Genomic DNA, 15,512 nt, shown 5'->3' with positions numbered 1-15,512 from the left:
CCCCGGCGCGGCGCCCGCGTGATCGCTGACGTTTTTCGCGAGCAGGCTCGCTCCTACCCTACCGCCCAGCCCGCACAGGGCATGAACGTGCAGAAAATCAATCATCACGAAATCCATTGATGACGATGTAAAGCAACGGGCCCACCGACACAAACACCGCCGTCAGCAGAAAGTACGGCATCATCGAAGCCAGCGACCGCCCTCGCCCGCGCCCATCCCGGTACATCCACACACACGCCAGCGTAGCCATCAAATACAGGTCGATCACCACCTGCGCCGTATCGGGCCGTGACATCAGTTCCCTTCCAAACGCGAGCAGTGATTGCTCGGCGGTCAGGAGAGTCGCCAGGGTATAGAGCGAAAAAACCAGCAGTGCGGCCAGGGCGATATAGGGTCTTGGCATGGGGCCTTCCTTAGAGTGATCGAGCCCCAAGGTAGTGATAAGGTGCGGCCCTTCGCAATGACCTCGCAGGTTATGAATAAACCATGGATACCCCTGCCACCGCTGGCGAACAGTTGCGTCAACTGCGTCGCGACGCCAAGCTCAGCCAGCTCGACCTGGCCCTGATGACCGGCGTGTCCCAGCGCCATCTGAGTTGCATCGAAACCGGCCGCGCCAAGCCGAGCGCGGGCACGTTGCACCATTTGCTGACGGCACTGCAAACACCGTTGGAGCGCTGCAACCACGTGTTCCTCGCCGCCGGTTTTGCGCCGCGTTATCCAGCCACGCCACTCGCCGCACCGGGCATGGCGGCGATTCGTGAAGCACTCGACCACGTGCTGCACGCGAACAACCCCGCACCGGCAATACTGATAGGCAGCCAATGGGATGTGTTGGCGGCGAATGCCAGTGCCGGCCTGTTGTTTGAACTGGTCGGCATCCAGCCAACTGCGCTGGACGGCTTGAACCTGCTGGCCACACTGCTGCAATCCGGCGGACTGGGCGATCACCTGGTCAATGGCGAAGAGATCCGTAGCCTGGCCTGGCAGCGTGCGGCCCGTGAGGCCCTGGGCAACCCTGGATTGGCCGCACTGCTCGCCAACCTGCCAGCGCCAGCCAGCACGCAACTGCCCCAAGAGCTTCCGCCATTGGTGCTGACACGCGTGTATTCGCGGCACGGTGAGCTGAACTTCCTGTCGACCTTCACCACCTTCGGTATGCCTCAGGACATTACCCTCACCTCGTTGCGCATCGAGCATCTGATTCCTGCGGACGAGGCTACCTGGCAAGTCATGCGTGCGGCCTACGCGAAGTATGCCGCGCTGGTTTTGTGAAATATCTGTACGTAGACTGCCGCCATCCCCCCACGTGAAGGCGGCGAAAAAAACGTGATGCAAGTTACTGAAGTCTCCATTGCCCAATTGCGCGCTGCGCTTGAAGCCGGGCAGACCACGGCCGTTGAACTGGTCCAGGCATACCTGGCACGGATCGATGCCTACGATGGCCCGCAGACGGCTACCGCGCTGAATGCCGTGGTGGTGCGTGACCCTGACGCCCTGAAAGAAGCCGAGGCGTCCGATGCACGCCGCGCCAAAGGCCAGACCCTGGGACCGCTGGAGGGTATTCCCTACACGGCCAAGGACAGTTACCTGGTCAAGGGTCTGACGGCCGCATCCGGCAGCCCGGCGTTTGCCAAGCTGGTGGCCCAGCGCGACGCCTTCACCATTGAGCGTCTGCGTGCCGGTGGCGCTATCTGCCTGGGCAAGACCAACATGCCGCCGATGGCCAATGGCGGTATGCAGCGTGGCGTGTATGGCCGCGCCGAAAGCCCTTACAACGCCGACTACCTGACCGCGCCATTTGCGTCCGGTTCTTCCAATGGCGCGGGCACTGCCACCGCCGCCAGCTTTGCAGCGTTTGGCCTGGCTGAAGAAACCTGGTCGAGTGGCCGCGGCCCGGCCTCCAACAATGGTTTGTGTGCCTACACACCTTCCCGTGGGGTGATTTCGGTACGCGGCAACTGGCCATTGACCCCGACGATGGACGTCGTGGTGCCGTATGCGCGCACCATGGCCGACCTGTTGGAAGTGCTCGACGTCGTGGTGGCCGAAGACCCCGACAAGCGCGGCGACCTGTGGCGCCTGCAACCCTGGGTGCCGATCCCCAGCGTCACCTCGGTGCGCCCGGCCTCATACGCCGCACTGGCCACCAGCAGCGAGAGCCTGGCCGGCAGGCGCTTTGGCGTGCCGCGCATGTACATCAATGCCGACCCCGACGCAGGCACCAGCGAAAAACCCGGTATCGGCGGGCCCACCGGGCAGCGGATCAATACCCGCGCCACGGTGATCGAGTTGTGGCAAGCCGCCCGCCAGGCGCTGGAGGCCGCCGGCGCCGAAGTGATCGAGGTGGATTTCCCGCTGGTGTCCAACTGCGAAGGCGACCGTCCCGGCGCGCCGACGGTGTTTACCCGTGGCCTGGTGTCCAAGGAGTTCCTCCACGACGAACTGTGGGAACTGTCTGCCTGGGCCTTTGATGATTTCTTGCGCGCCAACAACGATCCGGCGCTCAACCGCCTGGCGGATGTGGACGGACCAAAGATCTTCCCCCATGACCCCGGTACCCTGCCCAACCGTGAAGACGACCTCGCCGCCGGCATGGATGAATACGTGCGCATGGCCCAACGCGGCATCACACCGTGGGACCAGATCGGTACCGTGCCCGATGGCCTGCGTGGCCTGGAAACAACCCGGCGCCTGGATCTGGAAGACTGGATGGACAACCTCGGCCTCGACGCCGTGCTGTTCCCGACCGTAGCCGATGTAGGCCCGGCCGATGCCGACGTGAACGAAGCGTCTGCCGACATTGCCTGGAGCAACGGCGTGTGGGTGGCCAACGGTAACCTTGCGATTCGCCACCTGGGCGTGCCCACCGTCACCGTGCCGATGGGCCTGATGGCGGATATCGGTATGCCGGTGGGGCTGACGTTTGCCGGGCGTGCTTATGATGATTCGGCGCTGCTGCGCTTTGCCGCAGCGTTTGAAGCCACCGGCAGCAAACGCGTGATCCCGCCACGCACACCGCCGCTGCCCAGCGAATAAAAGCAATTCAAATGTGTGAGGGGTATCTACACAACTTTGCAGTCGCCAACAGTAACCACGATACGAAGCGAGCCGCTCTTGATCTGCTTTTGATCTCAGGCGCCCCGTTAAACCACGCTGGCCGTAATTCGACAGGGATTTGGGGGGTAAACCGGCAGGGATGCCGGTTTAGCCGCCCCGCGCCATGGATGGCGCGTGGCGGCGGCCCCCCAAATCACTGGCGGATTACGGGCACACCGAGCCTGAGCGAGGTGCCGAGTGGTGGGGCAAGAGCGTTTTGCTTACTTTTGTGCTGTTCAAAAGTGAGCCGCCGTAAGGGCGGAACCCATAGCGGCCGTTACCCCAATAACGGATATGTACTCAGTCTGATCCAACATCCTGGTCGGCCCTGAGGCCGCCATCGGGAGCAAGCCCCCTCCCACATTTTGCTGTATTTGCAATCAAGCACCATGGCTTAGGGCAGCGTCACCTCGCGACGCTGCCACTCGTCCACCACATCACCCATAGTCTTCGGGACGCCATTGAGAATCCACGCCATAAAGGGGCGGTTGAACTTGAACGTCGGCCCGCACTGTTCGCGCATGAAACGGCGCACGTTCTGAGTGTTTTTATAGCTCGGGGTCACCGGTGTCCCACGGGTGAGAGGGTCGCTGTGCCAGTCAAAAGCCATTTTTACCTCGGCTATGGGGTGCTGGTTACCACTCTAACCTCGAATCATTTCAGACCACCTCAAAATTTCACTTTCCTTCCCTGCCGAAATTATTGCATGGTTGTACGACGACATACATCGTCGTATCCACCCAACAAAAACAAGGAACACCCATGCCCAACCTCAAAGTGCTGATCGGCTTCCTGTGCCTGTTTTCCAGCTACGTCGCCGCCGCCCCCGCTGAAAAGGAAGTGGCCCAGGCAGTCGACCAACTGACCCAAGCCATGTTGCATCTGGACGTCAAGCAACTTCACGCGCTGACATCCGACACGCTCACCTACGGCCACTCCAGCGGCAAAGTGCAGAACAAGGCGCAATTTATCGCCGACCTGCAAACCCACACCAGCGCCTTCAAGACTCTGGAAATGCAGAACCAGACCATCACCCTTAACGGCGATACCGCCCTGGTGCGCAACCACTTCCATGCCTTGGCGGTGAACAGCGGTGTGGACACGCCAACCGATATCGACAACTTCCAGATCTGGCAGAAGCAACACGGCAAGTGGCTACTGATCGGGCGGCAGGCTTACAAATACTGAGCACAGCTCACCACGCCACCACTTTGCGTATCGTCTCCAGGGCCCCACGCAACTGCGCCATCGGCACCGACCCCAGGGCCACGCGCAGTGCATGGGGCACCTGGGCCGAGACTGCGAACGGTTCGGCGGTGGACACGCAAATGCCTTCGCGCTGCAAGGTCATGGCGACTTGATCAGCGCGAGCCTCTTCGGCCAATGGCAGCCACAGAAAATACGATGACGGATGGCTGACATACCGCACGCCCGTCAGCACTTGGGCTGCCAATGCCTGGCGAGCTTGAGCATCCGCGCGTTTTTGCGCTTCCAGTTGCGCCACCGTACCGTCTTCGAGCCAGGCCACTGCAATGGCACTCATCACGCCTGGCACGCTCCAGGTGGTGGCCATGATCGTACGTTCCAACCTGCTCACCCAAGCTGAAGGCGCCGCGATAAACCCTATGCGCAAACCGGCGGCGACATTCTTGGACAGCCCACCCACATACACCGTGCGCTCCGGGGCCAGTGCCGCCAACGGCGCAGGTGCATCTTCGGCGAGAAACGCATAGGCGCCATCCTCGACGATCATCAGGTTGTGCTGCCGGGCAATCGCCACCAAACGCTCGCGCTGCTCCAGGCTCAGTACCCAGCCCAGCGGGTTATGCAGGGTTGGCATGCTGTATACCGCACGTACCGGGCGCTGGCGACACAGGCTATGCAGATGGTCCAGGTCCGGGCCGGCCGTGGTCACCGGGATGGCGACGATTTCCAGGTGCAGGGTTTCGACCAGCGCCTTGAAGCCCGGATAGGTCAGCGCATCCACCGCGATCACATCCCCAGGCTTGAGCAACGTCATCAGGGTCACCGCCAAGCCGTGCTGGGCGCCGCTGACCACCAGCACCTGCTCGGCGTCCACCGTGAGTCCTCGGTTCAACAAGTGCCGAGCCATGGCGGCGCGCTCATGCACACGCCCTGCATGGGGCTGGTAACGCAGCAGTGCCTCCAGATCGCCCGACAGCGCCAACTGGCGCAACGCCGTGCGCAACAGCTCGGCCTGCCCAGGCAAGGACGGGTAGTTGAAATTCAGGTCGAGCAGGCCCGGCGCCACCGTCATCTGCCCGCTGCCCTGCCCCGGCGGCAAGGTGATTTCGCGCACGAAGGTACCGCGACCGGTCTCGCCACTGACCAGGCCCATGGCTTCCAACTCGCTGTACACCCGGCTCGCGGTGACCAGTGCCAAGCCATGCTCAGCGGCCAACTGGCGATGAGTAGGCAAGCGCGCGCCGGCAGGCATCTGTCCACTGCGGATGGCCTCGGCGAAGGTATCGACCAGCAATTTGTAGCGCGCACGGGGCATCGGGATGTATCCATAACAATTTTTTGATTGTCCTAATCTTCAGCCCTAGGATGAGCCGCACGCAACCCCACTTTCGGACATACCGTCATGGAACGCATCGCCCGCTTCGGCACCCTGGATGTCAGCACTCAGGGTTGGATCAACGGTTTTATCGGCGTGGTGATTTTCAGCGGATCGCTGCCGGCCACGCGCCTGGCGGTCATGGAGTTCGACCCGGTGTTCCTGACCATGATCCGCGCCACCCTCGCCGCCCTGCTGGGGGGCTGCCTGTTGTGGCTATTCAAGGAAAAACGCCCCACCCGTCAGCAATGGGCTCCCTTGGTGATCGTCGCTCTGGGCGTGGTGGTCGGCTTCCCACTGCTCACAGCCATGGCCCTGCAATACGTGACCTCGGCCCATTCAATCGTCTTCATCGGCCTGCTGCCCCTGGCCACGGCGGTATTTGGCGTGCTGCGTGGCGGCGAGCGACCCAAGCCAGTGTTCTGGTTGTTTTCCATCCTGGGCAGCCTGTTGGTGATGGGTTACGCCTTTGCCCAAGGCTTGAGCGCCGCCCCTGCAGGCGACTTGTTGATGCTGTTGGCGGTGCTGGTCTGCGGCCTGGGCTATGCCGAAGGCGCCAAGCTGTCGCGCAGCCTGGGTGGCTGGCAGGTGATTTGTTGGGCGCTGGTGGTGTCGCTGCCGCTGGTGGCACCGTTGAGCCTGCTGCTGGCGCCTTCGACCCTCAGCGGCATCAGCCTGCCGGCGTGGCTGAGCCTGGGGTACGTGGCGCTGTTCAGCATGTTGATCGGCTTTGTGTTCTGGTACCGCGGCCTGGCCCAGGGCGGCATTGCCGCAGTCGGCCAGTTGCAGCTGCTGCAACCTTTCTTCGGCCTGGCGCTGGCCGCGGGCCTGCTGCATGAGCAGGTCAGCCTGGGCATGGTGCTGGTGACCGTCGCGGTGATCGGCTGCGTGGCCGGGGCGAAGAAGTTTGCCCGCTGACGCGTGGCCTGCTAAACAGGGAAGTCGCCTGAACAATAACAAGGACTTTGCATGACCACCGCTTCTCTCCAAGACATCACCGCGCCAGAAGGCATCTGCTACGGCTGCGGCAGCAGCAACCCCCATGGCCTGCATATCAAGAGCCGCTGGGCCGAAGATGGCGTACACGTGGTCGCCGAGCATCAACCCGAAGCCAGATACAGCGGCTGGCCAGACCTGGTCTACGGCGGCCTGATCGCCATGCTGGTGGATTGCCACTCCAACTGGACCGCCATGGCCTACCACTACCGCGCCGAACAGCGCGAACCCGGCAGCCTGCCGCGCATCGACTGCGTCACCGGCAACCTGGGGATCAAATTCATCAAGCCCACACCGATGGGCGTGCCGCTGGCCCTGCGCGCACGGGTCGAAGGCGACATCGGGCGCAAAAGCCGCGTGGTCTGCGAGGTGTACGCCGGTGATGTGCTCACGGCCATCGGCGATTCAGTTTTCGTACGCGTCGACACCGGGCAATTGGCCGCAGCCGCCCATGGTCGCGAGGCGTGATCCTGGTCTACAGTGACTGCAACCGCTGATCGAGGACTGCCCCCATGCCCCGTCTTACCGCCAAGGACTTTGCTCCCGAACTGCTGGAACTCTACGACGGCTACGCCCACGGCAAGATCAACCGCCGCGAGTTTCTCGACCGTGCCGCGCTGTTCACCTTGGGCGGCCTCACCGCCTCGGCGCTGCTGGCAGCCCTGAGCCCCAACTACGCCCTGGCCGAACAGGTCAAATTCACCGATCCGGATATCGTCGCCGACTACATCACCTACCCTTCGCCCAAGGGCAACGGCACGGTGCGCGGCTACCTGGTGCGCCCGTCCAAGGCTGCGGCAAAACTGCCCGCCGTGGTGGTGGTGCATGAAAACCGCGGTCTGAACCCCTATATCGAAGACGTGGCCCGGCGCCTGGCCAAAGCCGGCTTCATTGCCCTGGCACCCGATGGCCTGACGTCCGTGGGCGGCTACCCCGGCAACGATGAAAAAGGCGTGGCGCTGCAACAGACTGTCGACCCGACCAAACTGATGAACGACTTCTTCGCCGCCATCGAATGGCTGATGCACCACGACAGCAGCACCGGCAAAGTCGGCATCACCGGTTTCTGTTACGGCGGCGGCGTGACCAATGCGGCGGCGGTGGCCTACCCGGAACTGGGCGCGGCGGTGTCGTTCTACGGGCGCCAACCCGAGGCCAAAGACGTGCCGCGCATCAAGGCACCGATCATGTTGCATTTCGGTGAGCTGGATACGCGAATCAATGAGGGTTGGCCGGCGTATGAGCAGGCGTTGAAAGCTGCGGGCACGACGTATGAGGCTTACATCTACCAAGGCGCCAACCACGGTTTTCACAATGACTCAACGCCGCGGTATGACGAGGCAGCCGCCAACCTGGCGTGGGAGCGCACCCTGGGGTGGTTCCGCAAATACCTCGCCTAACCGTCGCCTCCCACATTCTTATCCAATGCACGTCTGCAACCACCCCTTGAACGCCGACATCGCCGGCGTCTCAGCCCGCGATTGCAAACGGGTCAACCAATAACTGCCGGTCGTGATCCCCACATCGAACGGCTGGCGGATCACATCGCTTTCCAACTGGCGTGAAAACATCAACGCTGGCGCCAGGGCCACACCGCTGCCTTGCAGGGCGGCCTCCATCATCGCCAGCGACGAGTCGAACACGATACTGCGCGGCACCAGGGTGTCTGCCGGCAACCCGGCAGCCTGCAACCAAAGGCTCCACTCATCGGCCCGGTAAGAGCGCAGCAAGGTGTGCTTCAACACGTCGGCCGGGCTGTGCAATTGCTCGGCAATCTGCGGCACACACAACACCGTCAGCGGTGCTTCCAGCAGAGGGCAGGCCTCGGTGCCATGCCAGGCGCCTGCGCCAAACCGAATGGCGTAATCCAGGCCCTCGGCAGCGACATCAACGCGGTTGTTGTGGGTGGACAGGCGCAAATCAATAAACGGATAGCGGCTGTGGAAATCCGCCAAACGAGGCAATAGCCAGCCCACGGCGAAGGTGCCGACCGCGCCCACTGTCAGCACCTCGCGGTAGTGACCGCCCTCGAACTGGCCCAGGGTGTGGGCAATGCGGTCGAAGGCTTCCCGCAACACCGGCAGCAGGGTTTCGCCTTCGCGAGTGAGCATCAGGCCGCGTGGCAGGCGCTTGAACAGCGTGACATTGAGCTGCGCTTCGAGGCTTTTGACTTGATGGCTGACTGCGGCTTGGGTCACGCATAGCTCGATGGCCGCGCGGGTAAAGCTCAAATGGCGCGCCGAGGCTTCAAAAGCGCGCAGGGCATTGAGGGGCAGATGGGAACGCAACAAGGCTTACCCCAATTTTTCTAATGGCTGGTGCGAGATATCATCGTTTGCTCCGGGTATAAAATCCACCTAGATTTGCCACGCCTGCGCAGGCTCTGATCATCATTGCCACCTTTACATGGAAGCGAATCACCATGAAATATCAGCCAAAGTACCTGGTTTCAGCTTTGCTGCTCGTATCCGGCGGCTGTATGGCCGCCACCGATATGCGCCAGGTCGTGGACAGCAACATCAAACCCTTGATGCAACAGCAAGGCATCCCCGGCCTTGCGGTCGCGGTGGTGAACCAGGGCAAGGTGCAATACTTTAATTACGGCGTAGCCGCCAAGGACACCCAGGCCGCGGTCACTCAAAACACGCTGTTCGAAATTGGCTCGGTGAGCAAAACCTTCACCGCCACCCTTGGTGGTTATGCCCAGGCCATCGGCAAGCTCAAACTGTCGGACACAGCCAGCCAGTACTTGCCGTCCCTGGCCGGCAGCGCGTTCGATCGCATCAGCCTGCTGCAACTGGCGACCTATACCCCTGGCGGCCTGCCGCTGCAATTTCCGGATGCAGCCGACAGTGCATCGACCATGCTGGGCTACTTCCAGCATTGGAAGCCCACTTACGCTGCGGGTGAACAACGCTTGTACTCCAACCCCAGCATCGGCCTGTTCGGCTACCTGACCGCGCAAAGCCTGGGCCAGCCGTTCAACGTTGCCATGGAGAAGACGCTGCTGCCCAAGCTAGGGTTGACCAACACCTATGTCAACGTGCGCACTGACAAAGCCAGCCAATATGCCCAAGGCTATGACAAGCAGCAAAAACCTGTGCGCGTCAGCCCCGGCGCCCTGGACAGTGAAGCCTACGGGCTCAAGACCACCAGCCAGGACCTCGCCCGCTATGTCATTGCGAACATGCACCCGCAAACCCTGGAACAGCCCGTGCAACAGGCCATCGCCGCCACCCACGCGGGCTACTACACCGTGAACGGCATGACCCAGGGCCTGGGCTGGGAGCGCTACCCCTACCCCATCACCCTGCAAGCGTTGATCGACGGTAACTCAACACCGATGGCAATGGAGCCGCACAAGGTCACCTGGCTCAACCCGGCCCAGGCGCAGCCGGCCAACGTGTTGTACAACAAGACCGGCTCTACCGGTGGCTTTGGTGCGTATGTGGCGTATGTGCCGAGCAAGGATATGGGCGTGGTGATTCTGGCCAACAAGAACTACCCGAATGCCGAGCGGGTAAAAGTGGCCCATGCGATCTTGAGTGCGATGGACCAGTAAGGCCGAAACAATCAACAAATGTGGGAGGGGGAAATCCCCCCCACCTTACATCCCCAGCCAATGCGGAAGCGCAAGGGAAATGAACGGCAAGTAAGTCACCATGATCAGGAACACCAGCAAAATCATCAGCCATGGCATCGCCGCGCGAATGGTCTGCCCCAATGTCAGCCCGGTCACCGCCGAGGTCACGAACAGGTTCAGTCCCACCGGCGGATGAACCAGGCCGATTTCCATATTCACCACCATCACGATTCCCAGGTGAATCGGGTCAATCCCGAGCTTCATCGCGATCGGGAAGAAGATCGGCGCCAGGATCAACACAATGGCCGAAGGCTCCATGAAGCTGCCTGCAATCAGCAACACCACGTTGACCATGATCAGAAAACCAATCGGTGTCAGTCCTTCCGAGATCACCCACGCAGTGATTTCCTGGGGGATCTGCTCAGTGGTCAGCACATGGGCAAACAGCATGGCGTTGGCGATGATGAACATCAGCATGATCGACAGCCGCCCGGATTCCAGCAGCACCTTGGGGCAATCGCGCAGCGCCATGTCCTTGTAGATGAACAGCGCGACAAACGCCGAGTACACCGCCGCCACCGCTGCTGCTTCGGTGGGGGTGAACATGCCGCTGTAGATGCCGCCGAGGATGATCACCAACAGCAACAGGCCCCAGAACGCCCGGCGTGCGCAACTGAGCCACTCGCGGAACGTCGCCCGTGGTTGCGCGGGTAGCTTCTTGATACGCGCGACGATGTAGATCGCGATCATCAACATCAGGCCCAGCAACAGTCCCGGGATCACCCCAGCCATGAACAGCTTGCCCACTGAGGTTTCGGTCGCTGCCGAATACACCACCATCACAATCGAAGGCGGAATCAGGATACCCAAGGTCCCGGCGTTGCAGATGATCCCCGCACCAAACTCCTTCGGATAACCGGAACGCACCATGCCTGCCACGGCAATCGAGCCCACCGCTGCCACCGTGGCCGGTGACGAGCCGGACAGCGCCGCAAACAACATGCAGGCCAGCACCGCCGCAATCGCCAGGCCGCCACGGATATGACCGACACAGGCATTGGCAAAGTCGATCAGCCGCTGAGCCACACCACCGGTGGTCATAAAGGCACCGGACAGCAGGAAGAACGGGATCGCCAGGAAGGTATAGGCGTCGCTGGTTTCAAACAGCTTGATCGCCAGGGAGCTCACCGAGTCCTGGCTGAACATCAGGATCGACACCGCGCCGGAGAGCCCGAGGGAAATCGCAATCGGCACGCCAAGAAACATGAACACGAACAACAGCAGAAACAGACAGAGCACGGCCATCAGTGACGCTCCTCATGGCTGCCGGCCAACTTGCTGGCCTCCCCGGCCTCGTCGGCCAACCCCAACCCGACCTGACGGTGGGTAAAGATGCGGTAGAAAATTTCCAGGTAGCGAATCAATACCAGGGCAAAACCGATGGGCACGATCACCACGATGTCACCGACGTCGATACCGAACTGGTCAAGGTCCTCGGCACCGATATGCGCGGTCATTACCGCACTCACCCACTTGTAGCTGGCGACCATGAACAGGCCGGCGTAGGCCAGGCAGCACAGGCAGGCGAGCATCCCGAGCAGGCGTTGTACCGGGCGTTTGGTCAACCTGACCAACGCGTCCACGCCCAAATGGCCGGCAGTGCGCACACCGTAGGAAATGCCGAAGAAAATCAACCAGCCGAACATGGCCTTGGTCAGCGCCACGCTCCAGGTCATGTCCTGGGCCCAGGTCATGGTGGTGTCGCCCAGGGCATTGAAGAAATGACTGCTCCAGGCCCATTTATCCGCCAGGGCAAAGAACAGGGTGTAGATGTTATTGAGCATGACGTAGACGAATGTCACCAGGGTCATGGCGGCCAGCAGGAAGGCAATAAAGCCTTCCTCCAGGTGCTCCCAGACGCGCCTTAGCGTTTGCATGGCAAAACCTCGCGAGGCAAATGAAATACCAGGGTGGAACTTGCCCGAAATGTGGGAGGGGGCTTGCTCCCGATAGCAGTGTGTCAGCTTGCAGGTCTGTCTCTGATCCACCGCTATTGGGAGCAAGCCGCCTCCCACATTGGACCTCAGTACGCCCTGGGACTATTGGTTGGAAGCGTCCGCTGCCTTGATCAGCTCAGCCCCGATCTGGCCTTCGAACTTCTGCCACACCGGGCGCATGGCTTCGCGCCAGAGCGTGCGTTGCTCGGGGGTCAGTTCGATGATCTCGCTGGTCTTGGCATCGATGATCTTCTGCCTGGCCGACTGGTTCAGCGCTTCGGCCTGCTTGTTCACCTCGACAGTGACTTCGGCCATGATCTGCTCCAGCGTGCTGCGCACATCCGGCGCCAGGCCGTTCCAGAACTTGGCGTTGGTGATCACCATGTAGTCGATCAGGCCATGGTTGGACTCGGTGAAATACTTCTGCACCTCGTTGACCTTCTGGCTTTCATAGTTCGACCAGGTGTTCTCAGTGCCATTCACGGTGCCGGTCTGCAAGCCCTGGTAAACCTCGGCAAAGCTCATCTTGCGCGGGTTGGCGCGGATCGCCTTGAACTGCTCTTCAAGCACGCTGGAGGCTTGCACGCGAAACTTCAGACCACGGGCGTCCTTGGGTTCGTGCAGGGCCTTGTTGGCGGAGAGTTGCTTGAGGCCGTTGTGCCAATAGGCCAGGCCGAGAATGTTCTTGTCCTGCATCGCAGTCAGCAGTTGCTTGCCCTGGGCGGCCTGGAAACGGTCGACGGCAGCCAGGTCGTTGAACAGGAACGGCAGGTCGTAGATCTGCACCTGTTTGGTGTACTGCTCGAACTTGGCCAGGGACGGCGCCAGCATCTGCACGTCACCCAACAGCAACGCTTCCATTTCCTTGCCATCGCCGAACAGCGACGAGTTGGGGTACACCTCGACCTTGACCTTGCCGGGAAGGCGTTCTTCGGCGAGCTTCTTGAACAGCAGCGCGCCCTGGCCTTTGGGTGTGTTCTCGGCCACCACGTGGGCGAACTTGATTACAATCGGGTCAGCCGCCTGGGCCAGGCCCGCGGCGAACAAGGTGGCGGCGCACAGCAGCGCCCGAGAGAGCTTGAGCATGGGAAATCACCTTCTTATTGTTGTGTTGTAAGGCAAAGTGCCTGATGTGCTGCATATTGAGAATTTCGAATTTTAGATACCTGCGTTCGGCCTGGCCGAACACCAACCTCAAGGAACATGTCGATCCTGTGGGAAGGCTTATCCAGTCAGGGTTGGGCAGCCAGCAGTCTTTGTGCCCGCAGCAACACCGGCGCATCCACCATCTGCCCATCAATCTGATAGGCCCCTGCCCCATGGGCACTCGCCTCCACTACCCGCTTGGCCCAGGCCAGTTCTTCGGCGCTGGGCGCCAAAGCCTGATGAATCACCGGAACCTGCTTGGGATGGATACACAACGCCCCGGCAAAACCCATTTCATAGGCGTGCCGGATCGAACTGCGCAGGCCCTCTGGGTCGTCGATGGCCGGATGTACGCCGTCCAGCGGTGCCACCAGGTCGGCGGCGCGGGAATGCACGATCAGTGACAGGCGCGCCTGGTCGAGGGCAAACTCAGCAGCGCGGGAATGACTGCTCAGGTTCAGATCCAGGGCCAGGTCCAAGCCACCGAACGACAGCCGCTCCACCAGCGGAGCATGGGCAATCTCGGCCACCGCCAACAAGCCGCGAGCGCTTTCGATGATCGGCCAGATGGGTTTGCCGGTGGCAGCCACTACGGCGACCTGGGCTGCGCTCTCGACCTTGGGTAGCAGCACTCCCGCGACATTTGCATGAGCCTTGCAGAACGCCACATCCTCAAAATGCTCGACGTGTTCCGGCGCATTGATGCGCACCCACACCTGGGCCTCGGGGTGGGCCTGCAGGAACATCCCCAGGTTGCCCCGGGCCTGGCGCTTGAGCGGCTCTTCCACGGCGTCTTCAAAATCCACAATCACTGCGTCGGCGCCGCTGGCCAAGGCTTTGGCGAACCGCTCCGGGCGGCTGCCCGGCACAAACAATGCTGAACGTACTAAGGGCTTTGGCATCGCACACTTCCTGATCAGATAACGCCGCGCGCACGCAGGCTGTCGATGGCTTCACCGGAATAACCCAGCTGGTCGAGAATGCCCTGGCTGTGTTGCCCCAGCGCCGGCACACCATCCATGCGCGGGGTAAACGCGGCGTTACGCGCCGGTGGCAGCAGCGAGGGCAACGGCCCGGCCGGGCTGTCGACTTCACGCCAACTGTCGCGGGCCTTGAGTTGAGGGTGGGCCCATACGCCTTGCATATCGTTGACCCGCGCGCTGGCGATCTGCGCATCCTCCAGACGCTGAATCACCGCCTCGGCGTCCAACCGGGCAAAACTGTCCACGATAATCTGGCGCAGCGCCTCGCGGTTGGCCGAACGCTTGAAGTTGGCGCTGAAACGTTCGTCCGTCGCCAGCGCTGGAGTGAGCAGTACCTTGTCGCAGAACGCCGCCCACTCGCGCTCATTCTGCAACCCGAGCATCACCGTGCCGCCATCACCGGTGGGAAACGGCCCATAGGGGTAAATCGTTGAATGTGCCGCGCCCGCACGCGGGGGCGGCGGCGCGCCGTCGAAGGCGTAATACATCGGGTAGCCCATCCACTCCACCAGGCTTTCCAACATGCTCACATCGATACGGCTGCCCTTGCCGGTTGTGCCCCGCAGCAGCAACGCCGAAAGAATGCCGCTGTAGGCGTACATGCCCGCGGAGATATCCGCGATGGAGCAACCGGCCTTGGCCATCTGCTCATCACCCGGGCCGCCAGTCACCGACAGGAAGCCGCCTTCGCTCTGGATCAGCAGGTCGTAGGCTTTCTTTTTCTCGTAGGGCCCGCCTTCGCCATAGCCGGAAATATCGCAGACGATCAGCCTTGGAAAACGTTGATGCAGTGCCTCGAACGACAAGCCCATGCGCGCCGCCGCGCCGGGTGCAAGGTTTTGCACCAGCACATCGGCATCGGCCAGCAGCGCTTCAAGGATGGCGCCCGCCTCGTTCTGCTTGAGGTCCAGGGTCAGGCTTTCCTTTGAACGGTTGGTCCAGACGAAATGCGATGCCAGGCCGCGCACGCGTTCGTCATAGCCCCGGGCAAAGTCACCGGCACCGGGGCGCTCGACCTTGATCACGCGGGCGCCAAGATCGGCCAATTGGCGGGTACAGAATGGCGCGGCAATCGCGTGTTCCAGGCTGACAATCGTGATGCCGTCCAGCGGTCGTTGATTACTCAT

Annotated in this window: 16 protein-coding genes; 7 read left to right on the top strand and 9 right to left on the bottom strand. The window is 61.7% G+C overall.

Annotated elements, in window-relative coordinates:
* Positions 1 to 97 precede the first annotated feature (97 nt).
* Positions 98 to 403 (bottom strand): DUF2834 domain-containing protein, encoded by a 306-nt coding sequence (locus tag PSEBG33_RS14425; protein ID WP_005787922.1) that lies wholly within the window; start codon positions 401 to 403, stop codon positions 98 to 100.
* A gap of 83 nt (positions 404 to 486) precedes the next feature.
* Between PSEBG33_RS14425 and PSEBG33_RS14430 the strand changes: the two genes are divergently transcribed.
* Both PSEBG33_RS14430 and PSEBG33_RS14435 read left to right on the top strand, forming a co-directional pair.
* Positions 487 to 1,275 (top strand): helix-turn-helix domain-containing protein, encoded by a 789-nt coding sequence (locus PSEBG33_RS14430; protein ID WP_005787919.1) that lies wholly within the window; start codon positions 487 to 489, stop codon positions 1,273 to 1,275.
* Positions 1,276 to 1,329: 54 nt separating this feature from the next.
* On the top strand, positions 1,330 to 3,039 hold the full coding sequence (locus PSEBG33_RS14435) for an amidase (RefSeq protein WP_032803506.1): 1,710 nt from the start codon (positions 1,330 to 1,332) through the stop codon (positions 3,037 to 3,039).
* 454 nt (positions 3,040 to 3,493) lie between these two features.
* On the opposite strand, the gene PSEBG33_RS14440 is transcribed toward PSEBG33_RS14435, so the two are convergent.
* The gene (locus PSEBG33_RS14440; RefSeq protein WP_005787917.1) at positions 3,494 to 3,709 is read right to left on the bottom strand and encodes a DUF6434 domain-containing protein; all 216 of its coding nucleotides are present in this window, start codon (positions 3,707 to 3,709) and stop codon (positions 3,494 to 3,496) included.
* A 152-nt stretch (positions 3,710 to 3,861) separates the two neighbouring features.
* Between PSEBG33_RS14440 and PSEBG33_RS14445 the strand changes: the two genes are divergently transcribed.
* A complete protein-coding gene (locus PSEBG33_RS14445; protein ID WP_005787916.1) occupies positions 3,862 to 4,287 on the top strand; it encodes a nuclear transport factor 2 family protein in 426 nt (141 codons plus the stop codon).
* A gap of 7 nt (positions 4,288 to 4,294) precedes the next feature.
* On the opposite strand, the gene PSEBG33_RS14450 is transcribed toward PSEBG33_RS14445, so the two are convergent.
* On the bottom strand, positions 4,295 to 5,620 hold the full coding sequence (locus tag PSEBG33_RS14450) for a PLP-dependent aminotransferase family protein (RefSeq protein WP_005787915.1): 1,326 nt from the start codon (positions 5,618 to 5,620) through the stop codon (positions 4,295 to 4,297).
* 87 nt (positions 5,621 to 5,707) lie between these two features.
* Here PSEBG33_RS14450 and PSEBG33_RS14455 point away from each other — a divergent pair, with 87 nt between their 5' ends.
* Genes PSEBG33_RS14455 through yghX form a run of 3 tightly spaced genes read left to right on the top strand, consistent with a single transcriptional unit; the run spans position 5,708 to position 8,076 of the window.
* Positions 5,708 to 6,598, top strand: coding sequence for a DMT family transporter (locus PSEBG33_RS14455; RefSeq protein ID WP_005787914.1), 891 nt, complete (start codon positions 5,708 to 5,710; stop codon positions 6,596 to 6,598).
* A gap of 51 nt (positions 6,599 to 6,649) precedes the next feature.
* On the top strand, positions 6,650 to 7,144 hold the full coding sequence (locus tag PSEBG33_RS14460) for a PaaI family thioesterase (protein WP_005787913.1): 495 nt from the start codon (positions 6,650 to 6,652) through the stop codon (positions 7,142 to 7,144).
* A 44-nt stretch (positions 7,145 to 7,188) separates the two neighbouring features.
* Entirely contained in the window at positions 7,189 to 8,076 is an 888-nt protein-coding gene (gene yghX, locus PSEBG33_RS14465; protein ID WP_005787912.1) for a YghX family hydrolase, read from the top strand.
* Positions 8,077 to 8,094: 18 nt separating this feature from the next.
* Here the strand turns inward: yghX and PSEBG33_RS14470 are convergent, their stop codons facing one another.
* Positions 8,095 to 8,967 carry a LysR family transcriptional regulator gene (locus PSEBG33_RS14470; RefSeq protein ID WP_005787911.1) on the bottom strand — a complete coding sequence of 291 codons (873 nt, stop codon included), beginning with the start codon at positions 8,965 to 8,967 and terminating at the stop codon, positions 8,095 to 8,097.
* 131 nt (positions 8,968 to 9,098) lie between these two features.
* On the opposite strand from PSEBG33_RS14470, the gene ampC reads away from it, so the two are divergent.
* A complete protein-coding gene (gene ampC / locus PSEBG33_RS14475) occupies positions 9,099 to 10,238 on the top strand; it encodes a class C beta-lactamase (RefSeq protein ID WP_005787910.1) in 1,140 nt (379 codons plus the stop codon).
* A gap of 45 nt (positions 10,239 to 10,283) precedes the next feature.
* Here ampC and dctM read toward each other — a convergent pair whose 3' ends face one another.
* The 5 genes from dctM to PSEBG33_RS14500 form a co-directional block, all read right to left on the bottom strand.
* The gene (gene dctM, locus PSEBG33_RS14480) at positions 10,284 to 11,564 is read right to left on the bottom strand and encodes a C4-dicarboxylate TRAP transporter large permease protein DctM (protein WP_005787909.1); all 1,281 of its coding nucleotides are present in this window, start codon (positions 11,562 to 11,564) and stop codon (positions 10,284 to 10,286) included.
* A complete protein-coding gene (locus tag PSEBG33_RS14485; RefSeq protein WP_005787907.1) occupies positions 11,564 to 12,196 on the bottom strand; it encodes a TRAP transporter small permease in 633 nt (210 codons plus the stop codon). The genes dctM and PSEBG33_RS14485 overlap by 1 nt, the downstream gene beginning before the upstream one ends.
* Positions 12,197 to 12,358: 162 nt before the next feature.
* Entirely contained in the window at positions 12,359 to 13,342 is a 984-nt protein-coding gene (locus PSEBG33_RS14490; RefSeq protein WP_005787905.1) for a TRAP transporter substrate-binding protein, read from the bottom strand.
* Between the two features lie 146 nt (positions 13,343 to 13,488).
* On the bottom strand, positions 13,489 to 14,304 hold the full coding sequence (locus tag PSEBG33_RS14495) for an HpcH/HpaI aldolase/citrate lyase family protein (RefSeq protein WP_005787904.1): 816 nt from the start codon (positions 14,302 to 14,304) through the stop codon (positions 13,489 to 13,491).
* A 14-nt stretch (positions 14,305 to 14,318) separates the two neighbouring features.
* Entirely contained in the window at positions 14,319 to 15,512 is a 1,194-nt protein-coding gene (locus tag PSEBG33_RS14500; RefSeq protein WP_005787903.1) for a CaiB/BaiF CoA transferase family protein, read from the bottom strand.

This window comes from Pseudomonas synxantha BG33R (assembly GCF_000263715.2).
GTDB lineage: Bacteria > Pseudomonadota > Gammaproteobacteria > Pseudomonadales > Pseudomonadaceae > Aquipseudomonas > Aquipseudomonas synxantha_A.
This window is presented reverse-complemented; position numbering and strand designations above follow the sequence as displayed.

Coding starts and splice junctions, on each gene's coding strand:
- PSEBG33_RS14460 (WP_005787913.1), top strand. CDS start 6,650: ATGACCACCGCTTCTCTCCAAGACATCACCGCGCCAGAAGGCATCTGC.
- PSEBG33_RS14495 (WP_005787904.1), bottom strand. CDS start 14,304: ATGCCAAAGCCCTTAGTACGTTCAGCATTGTTTGTGCCGGGCAGCCGC.
- PSEBG33_RS14440 (WP_005787917.1), bottom strand. CDS start 3,709: ATGGCTTTTGACTGGCACAGCGACCCTCTCACCCGTGGGACACCGGTG.
- PSEBG33_RS14430 (WP_005787919.1), top strand. CDS start 487: ATGGATACCCCTGCCACCGCTGGCGAACAGTTGCGTCAACTGCGTCGC.
- ampC (WP_005787910.1), top strand. CDS start 9,099: ATGAAATATCAGCCAAAGTACCTGGTTTCAGCTTTGCTGCTCGTATCC.
- PSEBG33_RS14485 (WP_005787907.1), bottom strand. CDS start 12,196: ATGCAAACGCTAAGGCGCGTCTGGGAGCACCTGGAGGAAGGCTTTATT.
- PSEBG33_RS14490 (WP_005787905.1), bottom strand. CDS start 13,342: ATGCTCAAGCTCTCTCGGGCGCTGCTGTGCGCCGCCACCTTGTTCGCC.
- yghX (WP_005787912.1), top strand. CDS start 7,189: ATGCCCCGTCTTACCGCCAAGGACTTTGCTCCCGAACTGCTGGAACTC.
- dctM (WP_005787909.1), bottom strand. CDS start 11,564: ATGGCCGTGCTCTGTCTGTTTCTGCTGTTGTTCGTGTTCATGTTTCTT.
- PSEBG33_RS14450 (WP_005787915.1), bottom strand. CDS start 5,620: ATGCCCCGTGCGCGCTACAAATTGCTGGTCGATACCTTCGCCGAGGCC.
- PSEBG33_RS14500 (WP_005787903.1), bottom strand. CDS start 15,512: ATGAGTAATCAACGACCGCTGGACGGCATCACGATTGTCAGCCTGGAA.
- PSEBG33_RS14455 (WP_005787914.1), top strand. CDS start 5,708: ATGGAACGCATCGCCCGCTTCGGCACCCTGGATGTCAGCACTCAGGGT.
- PSEBG33_RS14445 (WP_005787916.1), top strand. CDS start 3,862: ATGCCCAACCTCAAAGTGCTGATCGGCTTCCTGTGCCTGTTTTCCAGC.
- PSEBG33_RS14425 (WP_005787922.1), bottom strand. CDS start 403: ATGCCAAGACCCTATATCGCCCTGGCCGCACTGCTGGTTTTTTCGCTC.